The organism is Pseudomonas sp. zfem002 (assembly GCF_032621685.1).
In the GTDB taxonomy this organism is placed as follows: Bacteria; Pseudomonadota; Gammaproteobacteria; order Pseudomonadales; family Pseudomonadaceae; genus Aquipseudomonas; species Aquipseudomonas japonica.
The window spans coordinates 84547-106645 of record NZ_JAVYJH010000001.1 but is presented as its reverse complement, the minus strand read 5'-3'; the positions used below and the strand labels follow the sequence as shown (position 1 = coordinate 106645).

At 65.2% G+C, this 22099-nt stretch carries 21 protein-coding genes; 11 read left to right on the top strand and 10 right to left on the bottom strand.

The window, feature by feature from the left end:
* The first annotated feature begins 87 nt into the window (after positions 1-87).
* A complete protein-coding gene (locus RTI28_RS00470) occupies positions 88-1272 on the top strand; it encodes an MFS transporter (RefSeq protein WP_316918637.1) in 1185 nt (394 codons plus the stop codon).
* Here RTI28_RS00470 and RTI28_RS00465 read toward each other — a convergent pair.
* Together RTI28_RS00465 and RTI28_RS00460 are read right to left on the bottom strand one after the other, a co-directional pair.
* Positions 1217-2149: a DMT family transporter gene (locus tag RTI28_RS00465; protein WP_316918636.1), complete on the bottom strand. Its 933-nt coding sequence runs from the start codon at positions 2147-2149 to the stop codon at positions 1217-1219. The two genes, RTI28_RS00470 and RTI28_RS00465, sit on opposite strands and share 56 nt — an antisense overlap.
* 108 nt (positions 2150-2257) lie before the next feature.
* Positions 2258-2653, bottom strand: coding sequence for a transcriptional regulator (locus RTI28_RS00460; protein ID WP_316918635.1), 396 nt, complete (start codon positions 2651-2653; stop codon positions 2258-2260).
* A gap of 126 nt (positions 2654-2779) precedes the next feature.
* Between RTI28_RS00460 and RTI28_RS00455 the strand changes: the two genes are divergently transcribed.
* Positions 2780-3049 carry a hypothetical protein gene (locus tag RTI28_RS00455; RefSeq protein WP_316918634.1) on the top strand — a complete coding sequence of 90 codons (270 nt, stop codon included), beginning with the start codon at positions 2780-2782 and terminating at the stop codon, positions 3047-3049.
* 190 nt (positions 3050-3239) lie between these two features.
* On the opposite strand, the gene RTI28_RS00450 is transcribed toward RTI28_RS00455, so the two are convergent.
* Positions 3240-4565 carry a DEAD/DEAH box helicase gene (locus tag RTI28_RS00450; protein WP_042129177.1) on the bottom strand — a complete coding sequence of 442 codons (1326 nt, stop codon included), beginning with the start codon at positions 4563-4565 and terminating at the stop codon, positions 3240-3242.
* Positions 4566-4712: 147 nt separating this feature from the next.
* On the opposite strand from RTI28_RS00450, the gene RTI28_RS00445 reads away from it, so the two are divergent.
* Complete coding sequence (locus RTI28_RS00445; protein ID WP_316918633.1) at positions 4713-6008, top strand: mechanosensitive ion channel family protein; 1296 nt, start codon at positions 4713-4715, stop codon at positions 6006-6008.
* Here RTI28_RS00445 and RTI28_RS00440 read toward each other — a convergent pair.
* The 3 genes from RTI28_RS00440 to RTI28_RS00430 all read right to left on the bottom strand — a co-directional run bounded on the left by RTI28_RS00440 (position 5955) and on the right by RTI28_RS00430 (position 8160).
* Positions 5955-6824 carry a carboxylate/amino acid/amine transporter gene (locus tag RTI28_RS00440; RefSeq protein ID WP_316918632.1) on the bottom strand — a complete coding sequence of 290 codons (870 nt, stop codon included), beginning with the start codon at positions 6822-6824 and terminating at the stop codon, positions 5955-5957. The two genes, RTI28_RS00445 and RTI28_RS00440, sit on opposite strands and share 54 nt — an antisense overlap.
* 305 nt (positions 6825-7129) lie before the next feature.
* On the bottom strand, positions 7130-7729 hold the full coding sequence (locus RTI28_RS00435; RefSeq protein ID WP_316918631.1) for an FMN-dependent NADH-azoreductase: 600 nt from the start codon (positions 7727-7729) through the stop codon (positions 7130-7132).
* A gap of 101 nt (positions 7730-7830) precedes the next feature.
* The gene (locus tag RTI28_RS00430) at positions 7831-8160 is read right to left on the bottom strand and encodes a 3-phosphoglycerate kinase (RefSeq protein WP_316918630.1); all 330 of its coding nucleotides are present in this window, start codon (positions 8158-8160) and stop codon (positions 7831-7833) included.
* 50 nt (positions 8161-8210) lie between these two features.
* Here RTI28_RS00430 and RTI28_RS00425 point away from each other — a divergent pair, with 50 nt between their 5' ends.
* The 4 genes from RTI28_RS00425 to RTI28_RS00410 all read left to right on the top strand — a co-directional run bounded on the left by RTI28_RS00425 (position 8211) and on the right by RTI28_RS00410 (position 12416).
* Positions 8211-9134: a LysR family transcriptional regulator gene (locus RTI28_RS00425; RefSeq protein WP_316918629.1), complete on the top strand. Its 924-nt coding sequence runs from the start codon at positions 8211-8213 to the stop codon at positions 9132-9134.
* Between the two features lie 12 nt (positions 9135-9146).
* Complete coding sequence (locus tag RTI28_RS00420) at positions 9147-9962, top strand: alpha/beta hydrolase (protein WP_316918628.1); 816 nt, start codon at positions 9147-9149, stop codon at positions 9960-9962.
* Positions 9956-10513, top strand: a complete 558-nt coding sequence (locus RTI28_RS00415) for a peptidylprolyl isomerase (protein WP_042129191.1) — start codon at positions 9956-9958, stop codon at positions 10511-10513. The genes RTI28_RS00420 and RTI28_RS00415 overlap by 7 nt, the downstream gene beginning before the upstream one ends.
* 67 nt (positions 10514-10580) lie before the next feature.
* Positions 10581-12416, top strand: coding sequence for an ABC transporter ATP-binding protein (locus RTI28_RS00410; RefSeq protein ID WP_316918627.1), 1836 nt, complete (start codon positions 10581-10583; stop codon positions 12414-12416).
* Positions 12417-12559: 143 nt separating this feature from the next.
* Here RTI28_RS00410 and RTI28_RS00405 read toward each other — a convergent pair whose 3' ends face one another.
* Positions 12560-13684, bottom strand: a complete 1125-nt coding sequence (locus RTI28_RS00405; protein ID WP_316918626.1) for a GNAT family N-acetyltransferase — start codon at positions 13682-13684, stop codon at positions 12560-12562.
* A gap of 271 nt (positions 13685-13955) precedes the next feature.
* Between RTI28_RS00405 and RTI28_RS00400 the strand changes: the two genes are divergently transcribed.
* Positions 13956-14276, top strand: a complete 321-nt coding sequence (locus tag RTI28_RS00400; protein ID WP_316918625.1) for a type II toxin-antitoxin system RelB/DinJ family antitoxin — start codon at positions 13956-13958, stop codon at positions 14274-14276.
* A 37-nt stretch (positions 14277-14313) separates the two neighbouring features.
* Positions 14314-14523, top strand: coding sequence for a type II toxin-antitoxin system YafQ family toxin (locus RTI28_RS00395; RefSeq protein WP_316918624.1), 210 nt, complete (start codon positions 14314-14316; stop codon positions 14521-14523).
* Between the two features lie 127 nt (positions 14524-14650).
* Here RTI28_RS00395 and gudD read toward each other — a convergent pair whose 3' ends face one another.
* Both gudD and RTI28_RS00385 read right to left on the bottom strand, forming a co-directional pair.
* Positions 14651-16018: a glucarate dehydratase gene (gene gudD / locus RTI28_RS00390; protein WP_410478941.1), complete on the bottom strand. Its 1368-nt coding sequence runs from the start codon at positions 16016-16018 to the stop codon at positions 14651-14653.
* Positions 16019-16042: 24 nt separating this feature from the next.
* Entirely contained in the window at positions 16043-17392 is a 1350-nt protein-coding gene (locus RTI28_RS00385) for an MFS transporter (RefSeq protein ID WP_316918622.1), read from the bottom strand.
* A gap of 326 nt (positions 17393-17718) precedes the next feature.
* Here RTI28_RS00385 and RTI28_RS00380 point away from each other — a divergent pair, with 326 nt between their 5' ends.
* The gene (locus tag RTI28_RS00380; RefSeq protein WP_316918621.1) at positions 17719-18432 is read left to right on the top strand and encodes a FadR/GntR family transcriptional regulator; all 714 of its coding nucleotides are present in this window, start codon (positions 17719-17721) and stop codon (positions 18430-18432) included.
* A gap of 801 nt (positions 18433-19233) precedes the next feature.
* On the opposite strand, the gene RTI28_RS00375 is transcribed toward RTI28_RS00380, so the two are convergent.
* Positions 19234-19794: a DUF4174 domain-containing protein gene (locus RTI28_RS00375; protein ID WP_316918620.1), complete on the bottom strand. Its 561-nt coding sequence runs from the start codon at positions 19792-19794 to the stop codon at positions 19234-19236.
* Between the two features lie 292 nt (positions 19795-20086).
* Here RTI28_RS00375 and RTI28_RS00370 point away from each other — a divergent pair, with 292 nt between their 5' ends.
* A complete protein-coding gene (locus RTI28_RS00370; protein WP_410478934.1) occupies positions 20087-22087 on the top strand; it encodes a hypothetical protein in 2001 nt (666 codons plus the stop codon).
* Positions 22088-22099: the final 12 nt, after the last annotated feature.

The window sequence follows — 22099 nt, the reverse complement described above, 5'->3', positions numbered from 1 at the left end:
AAGTCGCTCATTATTATTCAATTTTTAAGAATGCCAAGCGCCGGTAGTCTGAACGCCATCAACCGCTTTGCACCGAGGAATCCCGCCATGTCGCCAAGACTCCGCCTGCTGGCCAGCTTCGTCGCCCTGATGATGGCGATGGGCATCGGCCGTTTCGCCCTCACGCCGCAACTGCCGCACCTGGTCGGCGAAGGCCAGTTGAGCCTGACCGCCGCCGGCCTGGTGGCCGCGGCCAACTACCTGGGTTATCTGCTGGGCGCGCTGGATGCCATGTTCGCCCGCGGCCCGCGGCAGGTCCGCCTGCGCCTGGATATCGGCCTGTGGCTGTGCGTGCTGCTGACCCTGGTGTCGTTCTGGGCCGACGGCTTCGCGGTCCACGCCCTGCTGCGCTTCGGCACCGGCGTGGCCAGCGCCTGGGTGCTGGTGATGATCACCAGCCTGACCCAGCCCCTGGCCGCCCACCACAACCTGCCACGCCTCGGTGCGCTGGTGTTCGCCGGGCCCGGCCTGGGCATCATGCTCACCGGTCTGCTGGCCCTGGGTTCGAACCTCTACGGCCTCGGTTCGGCGCCGCTGTGGCTGATCTATGCGGTCGCCGCGCTGGTCATGCTATTGGCGGTGCGGTCGATGATTCCGCGCCCCGAGCACCTGCCGGCGGCGCCGCTCGCGGCCACCGGCAGCAACGCGCCAAGCCGCGGTATCGCCCGCCTCGGCCTGATCTACGGTCTCTACGGTATCGGCTACATCATCCCGGCGACCTTCATGTCGCAGATGGCCAGCGCACGCTTCCACGGCAGTTGGATGGCCGACCTGTTCTGGCCCGGTTTCGGCCTGGCCGCGGCGCTCGGCGTATTGCTGCTGAGCCAGCGCCGGGCCACGCCGAACGGCACGTCGCACTGGCTGATGCTGACCCTGTGGCTGCAGGCGGCCGGCGTCTTCGCCTGCCTGCTCGGCAACGGCCCGGGGCTGGCCCTGGGGGTCATCTTCTGCGGCGCGCCATTCCTGGCCTGCATGCAGCTGGTAATGCAGCGCTCGCGGGAACTGGCGCCCCACGCCACCCAGCGCAATGCCGGTCTGCTCACCGCCTGCTTCGCCATCGGCCAGCTCGGCGGGCCGTTGCTGGCAGCGCTGAGCAATCAGTTCGCCGGCAGCCTGCAACCGGCGCTGATCGTCGCCGGCAGCGGCCTGCTCCTGGCCGGCGCGCTGGCCTTGCGGCCTAGCGCTGCCCCAGCAGTGAACGCAGGCGCCTGCGTACCCACTGCTCCGCGCTGACCAGGACGATACCGGCCAGCACGCACAGCGCGCCGATGATGAAGTTCAGGCTCAGTGGCTCGTCCAGCAGCAGCACGCCGAAAGTCACGCCGAAGATCGGCGTGACGAAGGAGAACACCGCGAGGTTCGACGCCAGGTATTTGCGCAGCAGCCAGAACCAGGTCAGGTAGCTGAAGAACGACACCACCAGGGCCTGGAACAGCACGCTGCCGATCGCGATGGGCGTCAGCGAGACATGGGTCAGCTTGCCGCTGAAGGCGGCGATCAGCAGCAGACCGACGAAGCCCACCGCCAGCTGGTAGAACAGGGTCAGGGTCGCTGGCGCCTCGGACAGCCGCGAACAGCGCACCACCACCGTCGTGGCGCCCCAGGCTGCACCGGCCAGTACACCAAAGGCATCGCCGAGCAGCATCGGGCCGCTGAGGTCCGCCAGCGACACCCCGCCGGCGAAGGCCACGGCGATACCGGCGAAGGACAGCAGGATGCCGATCCACTGCAGCGGCCGCAAGCGCTCGCTGGGCAGACTGAAGTGCAGGCCGAGGGCCGTGAATACCGGCGCGGTGTAGAGGAACACCGACATGTGCGCGGCGGAGGTCAGCAGCAGCCCTTCGGCGATGAACAGGAACTCGATGCCGAACAGCGCTCCGGCCAGGAGCCCCGCGCGCCAGGTGCTGCCCACCTGTTCCCAGCCACCGCGCCAGCAGATCAGCAGGCCGACCAGCAGCGCGGAAATGCCGGAGCGGGTCGCCGCCTGCATCACCGGAGCGATATCGGCGGCGGCCCATTTCACCATCACCTGCTGGATCCCCCAGATCAGGCACAGCCCCAGCATCACCTGGAAGGCAAAGGCATCGGGATCGCGACGCACAGCGTTCATCGGCGCGCCCCCACTTCTGACAACGACATGACGACCTCACGGCAGCGGAGAATTGGCGCCAATTATGAGGACCGCCGGTCAGTCATTACCAGATATGTCTGAGCCTCATCAGGCAATCTGTGCCTTGGTCGCCACTTCCTCGAAGGTCGCCTCGTCGAGCGCATCGGCCTGGTCGTCGAGCACCTGGCGCGGATGATCGTTGCCCGGGATGCTGCTGTCGATCAGGCTGAGCAGGCGCGAGCCACGTTCGGTCAGCACGTAGTTCTCGCCGTTGCCGCCTTCGCTTTCCGGGCGATCGGCGATGTAGCCGCGCTCCAGCAACAGGCGTTCGTAGTCGCAGGCGCGGGTCTTCAGGTGATCCACGTCCGGCACCGGCTGGCCCGTCGCCGCCAGTTGCGCGGCGTGCTGTTCGGCGTAGGGGCGCGGGGTGAAATGCTGGTCGGCGCTGTTCTGCACTTCGTGCAGCAGGCGTTCGATCAGGTCCCAGTCATACACGGTGCTCATGGGTGCAGCCTCCGTTGCGGGTATGTATGGGTTGTGACCGGGGCGCGCGCCGGCGGTTCGACTGAACTTTCCCGGCGGCGCGGGCCTCCACCGGGAACACCACCGCCATGGAAAACGAGGCCGACCATGAAGACCCTGATGCTGCTGACCGCCACCGCCAGCCTGCTGTGCGCCCTGCCGAGCTGGGCCTGCACCCTGGAGGAAGCCACGGAGAAACGCGAGGAACTGGCCAAGGAAGTGACCCGCCTGACCGAGCAGAACCCGCAGAAGGCCAAGGAGATCAACGATGAGTTGCGCGGGATGAAGCTGGGGACGGAGAGCAAGGACCTGCCGGACAAGTGCCAGCTGATCGACAAGCGCCTGCAGGAGTTGCGGGAGGCGGAGAAAAAGACCTGACAGCGCTGGCGCCACGTGTCACTTGCCCGTAGGAGCGTGGCTCGCCCGCGAAAGGACCGCGTAGCGGTCCCATTCATTCCGACTAGCCCGCACAGGGGACCGCTGCGCGGTCCTTTCGCGGGCAAGCCACGCTCCTACGAGGGCGCGTACGGGCGGGGGCGCGTACGGGGGCGCGGTAGGCCGCTCGGAATTATTCGGCCGCCGGCGCGCGCTTCTTCTTCAGCGGCGCCAGGCCATCGGAGCTGGCCAGCGGCGCGTTCGGTTTCGGCTTGGCGGTCGGCTTGCGCTTGGCCGCGGTCTTCTTGTCACCGGCCTTCTTGTCGACCTTTTTCTTCTTCGCCCCGGCCGCCTTGCCCGACGCCTTGACCTTCTTCGGACCGCTGTAGGTGCCTTTCACTTCCTTGATCACCCGGCGCTCGAAGCTCTGCTTCAGGTAGCGCTCGATGCTCGACATCAGGTTCCAGTCGCCGTGGCAGATCAGCGACACCGCCAGGCCTTCGGCCCCCGCGCGACCGGTGCGGCCGATGCGGTGCACGTATTCGTCACCACTGCGCGGCATGTCGAAGTTGATCACCAGGTCCAGGCCATCCACGTCCAGGCCACGGGCCGCAACGTCAGTGGCCACCAGCACCTTGGCACCGCCGGTCTTCAGGCGCTCGATGGCCAGCTTGCGGTCCTTCTGGTCCTTCTCGCCGTGCAACACGAAGGCCTTCACGTCCTTGGCCACCAGGTGACCGTAGATGCGGTCGGCCATGACCCGGGTATTGGTGAAGATGATCGCCTTCTGGTAGGTCTCGTTGTCCAGCAGCCACTGCACGATCTGCTCTTTGTGCTGGTTGTGGTCGGCGGTGATGATCTGCTGGCGGGTGCCCTCGTTGAGCTGGCTGACCGCGTTGAGCATCAGGTGCTCGGGATCCTTCAGCACCTTGCCGATCATGTCGCGCAGGCCGGCGCCGCCGGTGGTGGCGGAGAACAGCAGGGTCTGCGCGCGGTTGGCGCACAGGCCGCAGAGGCGCTCGACGTCCTCGGCGAAGCCCATGTCGAGCATGCGGTCGGCTTCGTCCAGGACCACCACCTGCACGTGCTCCAGGTCGAGGTTGCCGGCGTTCAGCTGTTCCAGCATGCGCCCCGGGGTGCCGATGAGGATGTCCGGGACCTTGCGCAGCATCGCCGCCTGTTCCTTGAAGTCCTCGCCGCCGGTGATGATCCCCGACTTGATGAAGGTGAACTGCGAGAAGCGTTCGATTTCCTTCAGGGTCTGCTGGGCCAGCTCACGGGTCGGCAGCAGGATCAGGGCGCGGATCTCGACGCGCTTCTGGTTCAGGTCGACCAGGCGGTTAAGCAGGGGCAGGACAAAGGCTGCGGTCTTGCCGCTACCGGTTTTCGCCGTCACCCGCAGGTCACGCCCCTGCAACGCCAGGGGAATGGCCGCAGCCTGCACCGGCGTCGGCTCGACAAAGTTGAGTGCGGCGACAGCTTTGAGCAGGCGTTCGTGCAGGGCGAATTGGGAAAACACGGATGTAACCTCGGGCATGAGCGGAAATTCAGCCACATAGGGTAACGTTTTCCGCCGCCGGAGCCGAATTTCTTTTTGCCCACGGCCCCCCAGGGCAGCTCTAATGGACGGTCTGTTTTTCATCTTCCTGGAGTTTTTGCGTTACCCATGGCTATTCAACAGTTCTGGCAAGACGCCCTCGACCTCTGGGGCACCCTCGACCAGCACCCGCTGCTGCACGCCGGCCTCGGCCTCCTGTTCCTGCTGGTCATCGCCCTGGTGCTGGGGCGCGTGGCACGCTTCGTCATCCTGCACACGGTCAAGCTGCTCGGCCGACAGCCGGCACTGCACTGGCTCAAGGACCTGCTGCAGAACAAGGTGTTCCAGCGCCTGGCGCAGATCACGCCGTCGCTGGTGGTGCAGTTCGGCCTGAAACTGGTGCCGGAACTGAGCGTCGCCAGCCAGCATTTCCTCGGCAACCTGGCCCTGGCCTTCACCATCCTGTTCCTGCTGCTGGCGGTCGCCGCCCTGCTCGATGCCCTGCTGGACATCTACGCCCGCACCGAACACGCCCGTACCCGCTCGATCAAGGGCTACGTGCAACTGGCGAAGATGGTGCTGTACGTGTTCGGCGCGATCATCATCGTCGCCACCCTGATCGACCGTTCGCCATTGTTGCTGCTGTCCGGTCTGGGCGCGATGTCGGCGGTGATCCTGCTGGTCTACAAGGACACCCTGCTGTCGTTCGTCGCCAGCGTGCAACTGACCAGCAACGACATGCTGCGGGTCGGCGACTGGATCGAGATGCCCCAGGTCGGCGCCGATGGCGATGTGGTGGACATCACCCTGCACACGGTCAAGGTGCAGAACTTCGACAAGACCATCGTCTCCATCCCGACCTGGCGCCTGATGAGCGAGTCGTTCCGCAACTGGCGCGGCATGCAGCAGTCCGGTGGGCGGCGGATCAAGCGCAGCCTGTTCATCGATGCCGGCGGCGTGCGCTTCCTCACCGCCGAAGAACAACAGCGTCTGGACGGCGTGCGCCTGCTGGGCAACTACCTGGCGCAAAAGCGCCACGAGCTGCATTCCTGGAACGAAGCCCAAGGCCAGGTCGCCGAGCTGTCGGCCAACCGCCGCCGGCTGACCAACATCGGCACCTTCCGCGCCTTCGCCCTCGCCTACCTGAAGAACCACCCCGACGTGCAGCAGGGCATGACCTGCATGGTCCGGCAGATGCAGACCACCGCCGAAGGCGTGCCGCTGGAGATCTACTGCTTCACCCGCACCACCGTGTGGGCCGAGTACGAGCGCATCCAGGGCGATATCTTCGATTACCTGCTGGCGGTGCTGCCGGAGTTCGGCCTGAGCCTGTACCAGCAGCCCAGCGGCAGCGACCTGCGTGCCGGCCTGTCAGCGCTGAGCCAGCAACGCGGGGCGCGTGCCGAGCCGGCTCAGCCACACTGACGCGAGGATCACCGTGCCGCCGATGAACAGGCGTCCCAGCGGTTCGTCCTGGTTCCAGATCAGCAGGTTGAGCAGCAACCCCACCGGGACATGCAGGTTGTTCATCACCGCGAGGGTGCCGCCGGACACCAGGCAAGCGCCCTTGTTCCACCAGTACAGGCCCAGCGCCGTCGGACACAGCCCGAGGAACAGCAGCACGCCCCACTGCACGTCGGTGCTGGGCAGGTGCTCGGCATTGCCGAAGGCAAGGAAGGCCGGCAGCACGACGATCAGCGCGCCCAGGTAGAAGTAGCCGAAACGCCGGTAGTGCGGCAGGTCACTGGGATGGCGGGCGACCAGGTGCTTGTACAGGACCTGGCCGGCGGCGTAGGTGAAGTTGGCCAGTTGCAGAAGCAGGAAGCCGATGAAGAAGTCCGGGCTGATGCTGTCGAAGCGGATCACCGCGGCCCCCGCCACCGCCACCAGGGCCGCGAGCAGCGCCCAGGGCTTGAAGCGACGGTTCAGCGCGTCTTCGATCAGGGTCACGTGCAGCGGGGTGAGGATGGTGAAGAGCAGCACTTCCGGCACCGTCAGCACGCGGAAGCTGAGGTACAGGCAGACGTAGGTGATGCCGAACTGCAAGGCACCGATCACCAGCATCGCCCGCATGAAGCGTGGCTCGACCTGGCGCCAGCGGGTCAGCGGCAGGAACACCAGCAAGGCCAGGGCCACCCGCGCCAGCACGGCGAAGTAGCTGTCGACATGCCCGGCGAGGTATTCGCCGATCAGGTTGAAGGAATACGCCTGGATCAGCGCGACGATCAGTAGGTAGCCCATGGTTGTCTCTCTGCAATCGAGGCGGCGACCTTAGCGGGTTGGGGTAGCAGGCTGCAATGCAGATCGAAGGAGCACGCAACTACTGTAGGAGCTGGCTTGCCTGCGAAAGGACCGCAACGCGGTCCCAGAAATCTCATGGACAGTATCTCCGGGACCGCTTCGCAGTCCTTTCGCAGGCAAGCCAGCTCCTACAGCGGGTCGCAGTGTTCCGTGGCAATAAAAAACCCGGCCGAGCGCGAAGCATCGACCGGGTACTACACCCAAAGGAGCAAAAAGGGGTGTCAGGCAGGGAAATCTCGTTGCGATCAGGCCACCGCGGCCAGGCGTGCCTTGGCCTGGTTCAGGCCTTTCTCGTGGAAGTCGCCACCCATGTTCAGGCCTTCTGCGTGGATGAAGGTCACGTCATGGATGCCGATGAAGGCCAGCACCTGGCGCAGGTAGGGTTCCTGGTGATCGCTGGCGGCGCCGGCATGGATGCCGCCGCGGGCGGTCAGCACATAGGCGCGTTTGCCGGTGAGCAGGCCCTGCGGGCCGGTTTCGGTGTACTTGAAGGTGACACCGGCGCGCAGCACATGGTCCAGCCAGGCCTTGAGGGTGCTCGGGATGGTGAAGTTGTACATCGGCGCGGCCAGGACCAGCACGTCGGCGGCCAGGACTTCGTCGGTCAGTTCGTTGGAAAGGGCCAGGGCCTGCAGTTCGTCGGCGCTGCGCTGGTCCTGCGGCTTCATCCAGCCACCCAGCAGGTTGGCGTCCAGGTGCGGCACCGGGTTTAGCGCCAGGTCGCGCTGGCTGATGCTGTCGGCGGGGTTGGCGGCCTGCCACTGGCTGACGAAATCACGGGTCAGTTGACGGGAAATCGAATCCTGCTGGCGGGCGCTGCTTTCGATGATCAGTACGCGGGACATGTGAAGGTTGCCTCCATCGGCAAGGTCGCTAAGTCGATGGAGGCAAGATTAGTGATTGACCTATCGATAAAAAAGCGTAAAAACTCGGTCAAATCTATCAGTTAATTTGCTTGTTGCGCCTCGCAGGTCACCTTGATTCGCATCTTGATGATCTGCTTGTTGAAGGTGCCGACGACATCCACGCTCTTCTTCGCTGGCACATCGACACGGCGAACCCGCGGGATTTCCGGACCGTTGTTGAAGGTCACCTTGCACTGCGCGGCGGCATCGCCGTAGTTGTTCAGGGTGATGGTGGTCATGTCGTTGGCGGTGTCGTAGGTGGTGGTATCCAGCTTGATCCCCTGCCCGAGTTCCTTCGTCACCTCGATGGGATAAGCGGCCAACACCGACAGCGGCAACAGGGCCAGCACAGCAACACAGAATTTCTTCATACGGCGCTCTCCTTGAGAAGTGCGCCAGCTTAGGACAACAGGAGCCGAAGATGAAAGCGCCGCGCGTAACCCTGGATCAGTGGCGAACCCTGCAGGCCGTGGTCGACCACGGCGGCTTCGCCCAGGCCGCCGAAGCGCTGCACCGCTCGCAGTCCTCGGTGAGCTACACCGTGGCGCGGATGCAGGACCAGCTCGGCGTGCCGCTGCTGCGCATCGACGGGCGCAAGGCGGTGCTCACCGATGCCGGCAGCGTGCTGCTGCGCCGTTCGCGGCAGCTGGTCAAGCAGGCCAGCCAGCTGGAAGACCTCGCCCACCATATGGAACAGGGCTGGGAAGCCGAGGTACGCCTGGTGGTGGACGCCGCCTACCCCAATGCGCGCCTGGTTCGTGCCCTCAGCGCCTTCATGCCGCAGAGCCGCGGTTGCCGGGTGCGCCTGCGCGAGGAAGTGCTGTCCGGGGTCGAGGAAGTGCTCCACGAAGGCATCGCCGACCTCGCCATCAGCAGCTTCAGCATCGCCGGCTACCTGGGCGCCGAGCTCAGCGCGGTGGAGTTCGTCGCCGTGGCCCACCCCGAACACCCGCTGCACCGTCTGGGCCGGGTACTGAACTTCCAGGACCTGGAAAGCCAGCTGCAGGTGGTGATCCGCGACTCCGGCCGCTCGCAACCGCGCGATGTCGGCTGGCTCGGCGCCGAACAGCGCTGGACCGTCGGCAGCCTGGCCACCGCCGCCACCTTCGTCAGCAGCGGCCTGGGCTTCGCCTGGCTGCCGCGCCACCTGATCGAGCGCGAGCTGCGCGAAGGCGTGCTCAAGCCGCTGCCGCTGGATCAGGGTGGCAGCCGTCACCCACTGTTCTACCTTTACTCGAACAAGGACAAACCCCTCGGCCCGGCCACGCAGATCCTCATCGAGTTGCTGCGCAACTTCGACACTGCGCCGCTGGACGTCCCCTTCGCCGCCCCGGCCCAAGCCTGACAGGTATCGCCCATGGCCTACTTCGAACATGAAGGTTGCTCGCTGCACTACGAGGAATATGGCCGGGGCGAACCCCTGGTGCTGGTCCACGGCCTCGGCTCCAGTTGCCAGGACTGGGAATTCCAGGTCCCGGTGCTGGCCGCCGACTACCGCCTGATCCTCCTCGACCTGCGCGGCCACGGACGCTCCGACAAGCCTCGCGAGCGCTACAGCATCGCCGGTTTCAGCGCCGACCTGATGGCCCTGCTGGAGCACCTGAACACCGGTCCCGTGCACTATGTCGGGCTGTCCATGGGCGGCATGGTCGGTTTCCAGTTCGCCGTCGACCATCCCGGCTGGCTGCGCAGCCTGACCGTGGTCAACAGCGCGCCGGCGGTGAAGGTGCGCAGCCGCGACGACTACTGGCAGTGGACCAAGCGCTGGACCCTGGCCCGCGTCCTGCCGCTGCGCACCATCGGCAAGGGCCTCGCCGCGCGTCTGTTCCCCAAACCGGAACAGGCCAGCCTGCGCCAGGAGATGGCCGAACGCTGGGCACGCAACGACAAGCGTGCCTATCTCGCCAGTTTCGACGCCATCGTCAACTGGGGCGTGGAGGAACGCCTGGGGCGGATCGACTGTCCCACCCTGATCATCAGCGCCGACCACGACTACACCCCGGTGGCGCTCAAGGAGCGCTACACCGCCCTGATTCCCGGGGCACGACTGGCGGTGATCGCCGATTCGCGGCACGCTACACCGCTGGACCAGCCACAGCAGTTCAACCAGACCCTGCTGCAGTTTCTCGCTGCGGCCTCAACCACCTCTCAAGGATCATTGAGTACATGCTGAAGAAAATCCTCATGGCCGCCTGCTCCGTCGCCTTCGCCACCGGCGTGATGGCTTCGGACAAGACCCCGCACGTGGAGCTGGTCACCAGCTTCGGCAAGATCGAGATCGAGCTGAACGCCGAAAAAGCGCCGATCAGCACGAAGAACTTCCTCGCCTATGTCGACAGCGGTTTCTACAACAACACCATCTTCCACCGCGTGATCCCGGGCTTCATGGTCCAGGGCGGCGGCTTCACCGACCAGATGGTGCAGAAGGACACCCAGGACCCGATCCGCAACGAGGCCAGCAACGGCCTGCAGAACACCCGCGGCACCCTGTCCATGGCCCGCACCAGCGATCCGAACTCGGCCACCAGCCAGTTCTTCATCAACGTCGCCGACAACGATTTCCTCAACCCCGGTCGCGACCGCGGCTATGCCGTGTTCGGCAAGGTCACCAGCGGCATGGAGGTGGTCGACCAGATCGTCAACTCGCCGACCACCATCAAGAAAGGCATGCGTGACGTGCCCGCCGATCCGGTCTACATCAAATCGGCCAAGCGCATCGACTGACCGCAGTGTCACAGGGACGTGACCCGCGGGCGAGGCGCTCGCCCTCTTTACAGGAGTGACCTTCTACATGCTGTTCCGTCGTTTCGAGCAGTTGATCGACATCTTCCGCGAGGCGCCCAGCGCGGCCCCCCCGTCCCGGGTCCTGCCCTTCTACCTCTACTATCTGCGCCAGGTCTGGCCGAGCTTCGCCGCACTGATGGTGCTGGGGCTGATCGTCGCCCTGATCGAAGTGGCGCTGTTCAGCTACCTGAGCCGGATCATCGACCTGGCCCAGGGCACACCGAGCACCGCGCTGTTTCGCGAACACGCCGGCGAGCTGACCTGGATGCTGGTGGTGGCGCTGATCCTGCGCCCGCTGTTCGTCGGCCTGCACGACCTGATGGTGCACCAGGCCATCAGCCCGGGCATGACCAGCATGATCCGCTGGCAGAACCATGCCTACGTGCTCAAGCAGAGCCTGAATTTCTTCCAGAGCGACTTCGCCGGGCGCATCGCCCAGCGCATCATGCAGACCGGCAACTCGCTGCGCGATTCGCTGGTGCAAGCCATGGACGCGCTGTGGCATGTGAGCATCTACGCCATCAGTTCCCTGGTGCTGTTCGCCGAGGCCGACTGGCGCCTGATGCTCCCGCTGCTGCTGTGGATCGCCTGCTACATCGTCGCCCTGCGCTACTTCGTGCCGCGGGTGAAGGAGCGCTCGGTGATTTCTTCCGAGGCGCGCTCCAAGCTGATGGGGCGAATCGTCGACGGCTACACCAACATCGCCACCCTCAAGCTGTTCGCCCACACCGACTTCGAGCAGCAGTACGCCCGCGAGGCGATCCGCGAGCAGACCGAGAAGACCCAACTGGCCAGCCGGGTCATCACCAGCATGGACGTGGTCATCACCAGCCTCAACGGCCTGCTCATCGTCAGCACCACGGGCCTGGCCCTGTGGCTGTGGACCCAGTCGCTGATCAGCGCCGGCGCCATCGCCCTGGCCACCGGCCTGGTGATCCGCATCGTCAACATGAGCGGCTGGATCATGTGGGTGGTCAACGGTATCTTCGAGAACATCGGCACGGTGCAGGATGGCCTGGAAAGCATCGCCCAGCCGGTCAGCGTCACCGACCGGCCGAATGCCCCGGACCTGAAAGTGGAGCGCGGCGCGGTGCGTTTCGAGAATGTCGACTTCCACTACGGCAAGGGCGGCAACCGGATCATCAGCGGCCTCGACCTGGATATCCGCCCCGGCGAGAAGATCGGCCTGATCGGTCCGTCCGGCGCCGGCAAGTCGACCCTGGTCAACCTGCTGCTGCGCCTGTACGACCTCGAAGGCGGACGCATCCTCATCGATGGCCAGGACATTGCCCAGGTCACCCAGCAGAGCCTGCGCGGGCAGATCGGCATGATCACCCAGGACACCTCGCTGCTGCACCGCTCGATCCGCGACAACCTGCGCTACGGCAAGCCCGATGCCAGCGACGAGGAGCTGTGGAACGCGGTGTGCCGGGCGCGGGCCGAGGAGTTCATCCCCAGCCTCAGCGACGCCCAGGGCCGTACCGGCTTCGATGCCCATGTCGGCGAGCGCGGGGTCAAGCTCTCCGGCGGCCAGCGCCAGCGCATCGCCATCGCCCGCGTGCTGCTGAAGAACGCGCCGATCCTGATCATGGACGAAGCCACTTCGGCGCTGGACTCGGAAGTCGAGGCGGCGATCCAGGAAAGCCTGGAAACCCTGATGCAGGGCAAGACCGTGATCGCCATCGCCCACCGCCTCTCGACCATCGCGCGGATGGACCGCCTGGTGGTGCTGGAAAAAGGTCGCATCGCCGAGATGGGCAGCCACAGCGAGCTGCTGGCCCAGCGTGGGTTGTATGCGCGGCTGTGGCATCACCAGACCGGTGGCTTCGTCGGCGTCGATTGAAATGCTCTGCGGCTGTAGGAGCTGGCTTGCCTGCGAAGGACCGCGGAGCGGTCCCAGAACCCTCCGCTATCGGGGACCGCGTTGCGGTCCTTCGCAGTGGTTCGTCACACGACAAGCCAGCTCCTACAACGACTGCGCCGCCTTCAGCCCTGTCGATACGGCAGCGCCGAGCGCGCCTCTTGCGCATAAGCCTGCACACCCGGCCGCTCCTGGCGCAGGAAATCATCCACCGCCGTGCGCAGACCTGGGTGCAGCAGGTAATGCCAGGAGCGCGTGATCACCGGCTCGAAACCACGGATCAGCTTGTGCTCGCCCTGGGCGCCGGCGTCGAAGCGCTGCAGGCCTTCGGCGATGGCGTAGTCCATGCCCTGGTAGAAACAGGTCTCGAAATGCAGGCGGTCGAATTCGGCCAGGCAGCCCCAGTAGCGACCGTAGAAACTGTCGCCGCCCACCAGGCTGAACGCCATCGCCACCTCGCGCCCGCCCTGGATCGCCATGACCACGCGAATCGCCTCCGGCATGCGCTCGGCCAGCAGGCTGAAGAACGCCCGGGTCAGGTAGGGCGCGCGGCGACGCACCGCGTAGGTGTTGGCGTAGCAGGCGAAGACGAAGTCCCACTGCGCCTCGCTCAGCTCGGCGCCGCGGTACCAGCGGAATTCGATGCCCTGCCCCGCCACCTGCTCGCGCTCCTTGCGCATCTGCTTGCGCTTGCGCGAGCTGAGGGTGTCGAGGAAATCCTGGAAATCCCGGTAGCCCTGGTTGCGCCAGTGGAACTGGCAGCCGAGGCGCTCCAGCCAACCGTCGCGACCACGCAACAGCGCATCGCTGGCCGGGTCGGTGAAGTTCACGTGCAGGCTGGACAGTCCCTGCTCCGGCAACGATTCCTCCACCTCTTCCAGCAACCGCGCCAGCGCCTCGGGCTGCCCCAGCAGGCGCGGCCCGCCCACCGGCGAAAACGGCACGGCGCAGAGCAGCTTCGGGTAATAGCGGATACCGGCACGCTCGCAGGCGTCGGCCCAGCCGTGATCGAACACGTACTCGCCGAAGGAGTGGGTCTTGGCGTAGGCCGGCATGGCAGCCAGCAGCTTGCCGTGGTCATCCGTGATCAGACGATGGGCTGGCGTCCAGCCGGTGCGCGGGCTGACGCTGCCACTGTCTTCCAGGCTGGTGAGGAAGGCATGGCGCAGGAATGGCTGGTCGTCGCCTACCAGGGTGTTCCAGGTAGCGACGTCGATGGCACTGAGGTGGTGCGGAGTGAGGGTTGGCATCGCTGGAGTGTGCCGGGTTGCCTTGAAGAAAAGAAGATTTTCTGCTGATCACGGCAAAACGCCTGTTTTTCCTGAAATAGCTTTACACCTTTCCAGATGGACCGAGCTACCTCAAAGCGCCAGACTTCTCCACCTCTCCGGTTTGTCCACTGCCAAACATGCAACCACTAGTCAGCGCCGCATCTCATCTGCTTGATCAAACTTGAACACGTGTTTACGATCGCCAAAACGTTACCACAATGTAGCTACATTTTCCGAGAGAGATGAGAACATGGCTGGCACACTTAAAACTACTGACGTGCGCTGCCGTATCGAGGAGGATTTGAAGGAAAGCGCCACAGCTATTCTCCAGAGCTGCGGCCTCAGCATCAGTGACGCGATGCGCCTTTTCCTCCGCCAGGTCGTAGCAACGCAGGGGCTGCCCTTCGAGGTAAAAGCCCCCAGCGATAAAACCGCACGGGCACTTGCGCAAGCTCGCAATATTCGCCGTCAGTTCCATTCGATGGAAGAAATGCTGGAGGACCTGAATGGCGAAGCAGGAGAAGAAGCAAAAGCGAGCCGCAATGCCAAGGAGCGTCACGTACACGACTGAATTCAGAAAATCCTGGAAGCGCTATGAGCGGGCAGGAATGAGAGACATGAATAAAGCAATCGAGGTCATGTCCCTGCTTTTCGCGGGTAATCCGCTACCTGCGGAGTATCTTGACCACGAGCTACGTGGAAACTGGCAAGGTTCTCGCGAGTGCCACATTGGCGGCGATTTTCTTTTGGTCTACCAGGATGACGGCCACCTGCTGACCTTCGTTGATCTGGGCTCTCATAGCGAGCTTTTTGGCTAGGCCACCCAGGACCTCTCCCCCACGCGCCAATTAATCCAGTCCAATCGCTGGAAAAAAGCCCCGGTTTCCCGGGGCCGTGCTGCCAGGGCGCCTGCCTGCGCCCGTCAGCCAAGACAACTGTCAAATTTCAGCGCACCAGGCAAGGCCGCTTGTTATCGAACTGCCAGCCCGGAATCAGGAACTGCATCGCCACGCTGTCATCCCGCGCGCCGAGCCCCATGTTGCGGTAGCACTCGTGGGCCTTGGCCAGTTGATCCTCGTCCAGCTCCACCCCCAGCCCCGGGCGCTGCGGCACGCGCACATGGCCGTCGACGATGCGCAGCGGCTCGCGGGTCAGGCGCTGGCCGTCCTGCCAGATCCAGTGGGTGTCGATCGCGGTGATCTCGCCCGGCGCCGCCGCAGCCACCTGGGTGAACATCGCCAGGGAAATGTCGAAGTGGTTGTTGGAATGCGAACCCCAGGTCAGGCCCCAGTCATTGCACATCTGCGCGACCCGTACCGAACCCTGCAAGGTCCAGAAATGCGGGTCGGCCAGGGGAATGTCCACCGCCTGCGCCTGGATCGCATGGCCCATCTGCCGCCAGTCGGTGGCGATCATGTTGGTCGCGGTGGGCAGGCCGGTGGCACGGCGGAACTCGGCCATCACCTCGCGACCGGAATAGCCATCCTCGGCGCCGCACGGGTCTTCGGCGTAGGCCAGCACATGCTGCTGGTCACGGCACAGGGCGATGGCCTGCTTCAGCGACCAGGCACCATTGGGGTCGAGGGTGATGCGCGCCTCGGGAAAGCGCTCGGCCAGGGCGGTGACCGCCTCGATCTCTTCCTCGCCACGCAATACCCCGCCCTTGAGCTTGAAGTCGTTGAAGCCATAGCGCGCTTGCGCCGCCTCGGCCAGGCGCACCACGGCCTCGGGGGTCAGGGCCTTTTCGTGACGCAGGCGCAACCAGGCATCGTCGGCCTCGGCCTCGTTGCGGTAGGCGAGATCGGTCTGCCCGCGGTCGCCGATGTAGAACAGGTAGCCCAGCATCTTCACCGCGTCGCGCTGCTGGCCCTCGCCGAGCAGGGCCGCCATCGGCACGCCCAGGTGCTGGCCGAGCAGGTCGAGCAGCGCCGCCTCGATGGCGGTCACCGCGTGGACGGTGATGCGCAGGTCGAAGGTCTGCAGGCCGCGTCCCGCGGCATCACGCCCGGCGAAGGTCTGGCGCATGGCGTTGAGCACGCGCTGGTAATGGCCGATCGGCTGGCCGAGCAGCAGGCCGCGGGCATCTTCCAGGGTCTGGCGGATCTTCTCGCCGCCCGGCACCTCGCCCAGCCCGGTATTGCCGGCGCTGTCGCGCAGGACCACGACATTGCGGGTGAAGAACGGGCCATGGGCGCCGCTGAGGTTGAGCAGCATGCTGTCATGCCCCGCCACCGGAACGACGCGCAGGTCGGTGACTACGGGGGTGTCGCCATGGGCCGCGCTGCTGCTGAAGGCGTGCGGAGTGCTGTGCATATTCATCTGGGTTGTCCTGCAGGTTCAGTGATTCTGGCCCAAGGCGGACGGCGCCTTGAGGTCATCGAGAGCGTTGTCGCGGGGACGGGTACGGACGAAGAACACCACGATCGCCGCCAGCACCGAGGTCACGGCCAGGCCGTACAGGCCGCCCTGGATCGAGCCGGTCTGCTGCTCCAGCAGGCCGAAGGTGGTCGGCGCGACGAAACCGCCGAGGTTGCCCACCGAGTTGATCAGGGCGATCACCGCCGCGGCGATGCGGGCATCCAGGTAACCCTGGGGGATCGGCCAGAACAGCGACGAGGCCGACTTGAAGCCGATAGCGGCGAAGCACACGGCGACGAAGGCGAAGACCGGCCCGCCGGTGGTCGACATGAACATGCCAAGGGCGGCGATCAGCAGCGCCCCGGCGACCCAGGCCTGCTGGAATTTCCAGCGCGCGGAACCGGCGGCGAAGGCGTACATGGCAATGATCGAGATCAGCCAGGGAATCGAATTGAAGAAGCCAACCTGGATATCGGACAGGTCGCCCATGCGCTTGATGATGCTCGGCAGCCAGAAGGTCGCGGCGTAGATGGTCAGCTGGATGCAGAAGTAGATCAGGCAGAACAGCAGGATCTGCCGGTCCTTGAGCAGCTGCCACGCCGACGGCCGGGCCACGCCCTGCACTTCACGCTCGCGCTGCTCGCGGTCGATGGTCGCTACCAGCGCGTCCTGTTCCTCGCGGCTCAGCCATTTGGCGTCGTGCGGCCTGGAGTCGAGCCAGAACCAGACGACGAAGCACAGCAGCACCGAGAGCATGCCCTCGATGAACAACATCCACTGCCAGCCGTGCAGGCCCAGGCCCTGGATCTGCATCAGGGCGCCGGCCAGCGGTCCGGAGATCAGCGAGGCGACCGCCGAGCCGCTGAGGAAGATGGCGATGGCCTTGCCGCGCTCCAGCGCCGGCAGCCAGCGGGTGAAGTAGTAGATCACCCCGGGGAAGAAACCGGCCTCGGCCACGCCGAGAAGAAAGCGCAGCACGTAGAACTGGGTCTCGTTCTGCACGAAGGCCATCGCCGTGGCCACCAGGCCCCAGGTGAACATGATGCGGGTCAGCCAGAGCCGCGCGCCGACCCGCTGCAGAAGCATGTTCGACGGTACTTCGAACAGGGCATAGCCGATGAAGAACAGGCCGGCGCCGAAACCGTAGGCCGCGGCGCTGATGCCCAGGTCGCTCTCCAGGTGCGGGCGGACGAAGCCGATGTTGACGCGGTCCAGGTAGTTGACGATGAACATGATGACGAACAGCGGCAGCACATGGCGCTTGACCTTGGCCACGGCGCTCGCCAACACGTCGTCACGGCGGACGGACGGATCGAGGGTGTCGTTCACTGGGGAATCTCCCACTAATTGTTTTTGTGCGGGTCGATGGATGTCGTGGCGAGGGCAGTCCGCCTAGTTGTCTGACATGCCAGTGGGAAAAGCATATGGGCTGTCGAGTTGTACGACAAGGACCTGAACAGCGGGCAAAAAGCAAAATACAAGCTGTTAAAGGGCCAATAATCGGCGAAAACACAGTAAAAATAAAAAACAGCACCCTCATCAGGACGCCATTTTCCGGGTAAAAATAGTTGAAAAAACTTACTTGTCGTACAAGTATGCGCACTCAGCCATCCTCGTCCGCCATTCACTTGTACGACCACCCAGGAAGCCGTGCCATGAGCCCCACCGCGCCACTGGAACCCGCACGCAAACGCAGCCACAGCCGTGCCCACGACCTGGTCTCCCATCTGACCCGACAGATCCTCCTCGGCACCTTCGAACCCGGTGACAGGCTGCCCTCGGAAAACACCCTGGTGCGCGAACACGGGGTCAGCCGCACCGTGGTCCGCGAGGCCTTGTCGAAACTGCAGGCGTCCGGGCTGGTCGAGCCGCGCCATGGCATCGGCACCTTCGTCATCGAGCGCCAGGGGCAGGCGCAACTGCGGGTCGGCGCCGAAAGCGCGGCGAGCGTGCGTGACCTGTTGGAGCTGCGCATCGGCCTCGAAGGCCAGGCTGCCGCCCTCGCCGCCCTGCGCCGGGATGACGGGCACCTGGCACGCATGCGCCAGGCCCTGGACGACTATCAGGACCTCGCGGCCGCCGGGGACAGTTGCATCGAGGCCGATCGGCGCTTTCACCTGTTGATCGCCGAAGCTACCGGCAATCTGTATTTCAGCGAGATGCTGGCGCAGCTGGGCAGCCGCATGATTCCGCGCAACCGCATGGCCGAAGACGAGCGGTCGGGCGCCAAGCTGGCGCGCCACGCCTACCTGGCCAACCTCGAGCACGAGGCGATCCTCAACGCCATCCGCCGCCAGGACCCGGATGCCGCGCGCGCGGCGATCTGCCTGCACCTGTCCAACAGCCGCGACCGTTTGCTGCCGGAGTGAACCCACGGACTCACGGAATCTCCGGGTGCAGGGTGGGGTGGCAACCGGCATCGGCATCGGCATCGGCATCGGCATCGGCATCGGCATCGGCATCGCGAGCTTATCCAGTGCAGGCGGTGACGCCACCGGCCCCTTCCGCCTCTACGGCGGGTCCATTTTGTCTTGGCAAAATGGACGAAAACCGCCCGCTCCCACAGCCGGCCCTACGCTGCGCTCCGGGTCCCCTCCTTCCGGTGCCTTGCGGGGGCTCCGCGGCCTACGACTTGCTGCGCAAGTCTTCACCTCGCGTCTTCGGCTCACGCCGAAGGGTGCTACGCACCTGCCCCCTCCAGACACCTCCACTCGGCCGGCTGAAGTCGCAATTCGCTGCGTCTGGAAGTACGCGCACGCAGAGCAAGAGCGCCTTGCATGTCTCGGACTACCGATGCCGATGTCGTTTTCGAAGATGGGTTCATCGTGTCGCCGCCCGTAACTCGCGACGTCAGGAGGCCGAGCGGAGGTGTCTGCCGGGGCTGTGCGCAGCACCTTCGGCGTAGCCGAAGACGCGAGGTGAAGACTTGCGCAGCAAGTCGTAGGCCGCGGAGCCCCGGCAGGCGCCGGAGGGAGGGGACCCGGAGCGCAGCGTAGGGCCGGATGCAGGAGCAAGCGGTTTTCGTCCATTTTTGCCAAGACAAAATGGACCCGCCGTAGAGGCGGAAGGGGCCGGCTGAGTCACCGCCCGCAATGGATAAGCTCGCGACACTGAGTTGGTCTTAACCGATCGACATCATGCGTCGGCCTTCTTTTTTCACCTGACCGGTTTCAATCTTCCAGCGGTTTGGGCGGCGGCAGCGGCTTGGCCGGTTTCACCGGTTTCGCCGCCTCGCCCGGCTTGCCGCCCTTGCCCGGCTTGGCCTCGGCCACCGGCGCGGGCTCGGCAACCGGGGTGGTGATGGTCTTCTCTTCGGCCGGCAGCGCATCCACCGCGGCGAAGATCTTCGCCACCTCCAGCGAGCCGTCGTTGTCGATCGGATGCTGGATGCCGTCCTTGCCCACCAGGGTGACCTGGGTCCCGGTCCGCGCGCCGCGGCTGACCTGGCGGATCAGCGCCATGGTGGTCTGCTGCTCGAGGTTCTTGTCTTCCCGTTTGCCGACCATCCCGGCGATGCTGTAGAGCACCAGGTTGCGCTCCTTGAACCCCGCCTGGTTCGCCGGGTCCTTGAGGGCCTCGTTGATGCCGCGCAGCAGCGGGTCGGCGGTGGTGGGAGCGATGATCACCAGCGGACGGGCCCTGCCCAGATCCTGATCCAGAGGTTTGTCATCGGCGAACAGCGGACCGGCGATGGCCAGCAGGACGGCAAGGGTCAGAGACCGGGCGAGCATGTGTTTCTCCTTCTTCAATCCTCGTAACAATGACTGCAGACCTCCTGGAAAGATCCGAAGGTCGGAGCCTAAACGACTGCGATGGCCCGTTGCCCGGGACAAAGGTAACTTTCGGTGTCAGGACAAGGAAAATTCCTACTACTAGACAGGAGGATAGCTGAAGGATCTCAGGCTGCTGCGCGCCGCAACCGCAATAGCAGATTGCCTTTACCCGACCTACGCTTTACCTCCAGCGGCCCCGATTCCTGTCGGCGGACTCGCCGTCGTTCGGAAGGCCTCGGGGAGGAGCGCCATGGGCGAAAAATGCGATCTGGTCATGAAAGGCGGCATTACCAGCGGGGTGGTCTACCCGCGGTTGATCGCCCACCTGGCCACGGAATACGACTTCGTCAACATCGGCGGCACCTCCGCCGGTGCCATCGCCGCCGCGGGCTGTGCCGCCGCGCAGTACGCGAAGTACCACCACACCGCAAGCAACGCCTTCGACACCTTGAACGAGCTGCCGGAGTTCCTCGGCAAGATCGACGAACGCAGCGGCAAGTCCAGGCTGTTCCGCCTGTTCCAGCCGGCCGCGGCACTGCGCGCGCACTTCGCGGTGCTTGCCGGTGTGCTCGGTCAGCGCCCGGGCCAGGCCGTGCTGACGCTGCTCACGGGCATCATCGGGATGTACCGCGGGTTGCTGCTCGCCGGCCTGCTGCTGGGCAGCCTGTTGCTCACCCCCTTCGTCAGCGTCGTGCAGGCGAACCCGGATGTCGTCGCCACGGTGCTGACCGCCCTGGTCCTGATGCTCACGGTCAGCGCAATCGTCGCCCTGGGGCTGGCCGGCGCCGCCAGCGGCGAATGTTCGTGCGCGCTGCTGTTCCTGCCGCCGCTGCTGTGGTCCGTGATGGCACTGATCCTGTCGGCCATCGGCGGCCAGCCCGTGAGCGGGCGGATAGTCGCGAGCGTACTGGCGATGTCGCTGGTCGCCGTGCTGGTGCTCGGGTTCCTGTTGCTGGCCCTGGTCGCGCTGTTCGCCCGCGGCCTGCTCGAGGGCCTGCATGGCAACGGCTACGGGCTGTGCAGCGGCCGCACCGAGGAAGGTGCCGGCGCCGACGACCAGGGCCTGACCGACTGGCTCACGGGCTATCTCAATGGCCTGGCCCAACTCGACGCCAAGGGCCGGCCGCTGACCTTCGGTGACCTGTGGGGCGATGATCCCGGCAAACGCGACATCAACCTGGAAATGATGACCACCGCGGTCAGCCAGCAGATGGTCTACAGCCTGCCGTTTCGTGACGGCACCCAGCCGTTCTACTACCTGCGCGAGGAATGGCAGCGCCTGTTTCCGGCGCAGGTCATGGACTATCTGGATCAGCTCCACGCCAAATACACGACGGGCCTCGACGTGCGCAACGCGCAGGGCCAGCCCTTGCGCCCGCTGCCCCGGGATGGAGCCCTGCCGGTGGTGGTGGCCGTGCGCATGAGCCTGAGCTTTCCGGTGCTGCTCTCGGCCATTCCGCTGTACGCGGTCGACCGGAGCATGGAAAGCGCCAGCAAGGACCGCCAGGTCAGCGCCAAGCGGGTCTGGTTCTCCGATGGCGGCCTCGGCAGCAACCTGCCCCTGCATATGTTCGATGCCATGCTGCCGGGACATCCGACGTTCGCCATCAACCTCAAGGCGGAGCATCCGAAATACCCGATCCGCAGCAATGACGACGGCAGCAACGCCGGCGGGCGCATCTACCTGCCCGACACCGGCAAGGGCGGTCGCCAGCGCTTCTGGGAGCCCCCGGACGACAGCCGCGCGCTGGGTGGCCTGGTGGGTTTCTTCGTCGGCATGATCAACACGATGCAGAGCTGGCGCGACGAACTGATGTTCCCCACCCCCGGCTTTCGCGACCGCATCGTGCAGATCAGCCTGCGCTCGGACGAAGGTGGGCTGAACCTGAACATGCCGCAGCCGCACATCATTGCCCTCGGCAAGGCCGGGCAACTGGCGGCGCAACGCCTGATCGACCGTTTCCATCCCAACGGGCAACAGCATGGCGAGGGCTGGCGGGTGCACTGCGATACACGTCTGCGGGCCTTTCTCGGCGTCATGCAACCCGCCTGCGTCGCCCTCAACCCGTCATTGCTGCAGGGTAAATGGCACTTTCGCCCCACGGACTACAACGCCCATCAGCATCAGGTCGGCCTGGCGCTTCTTACCGCCATTCAGGACGCCGGCGCGGCGCCAGCCAACCACGGTGTGAATTTGGCGGAAAAAGCACCGCCCCCCCTGGGGCAGGTAAAAATCACCCCGAAGATCTGAACCGTCCAGCGC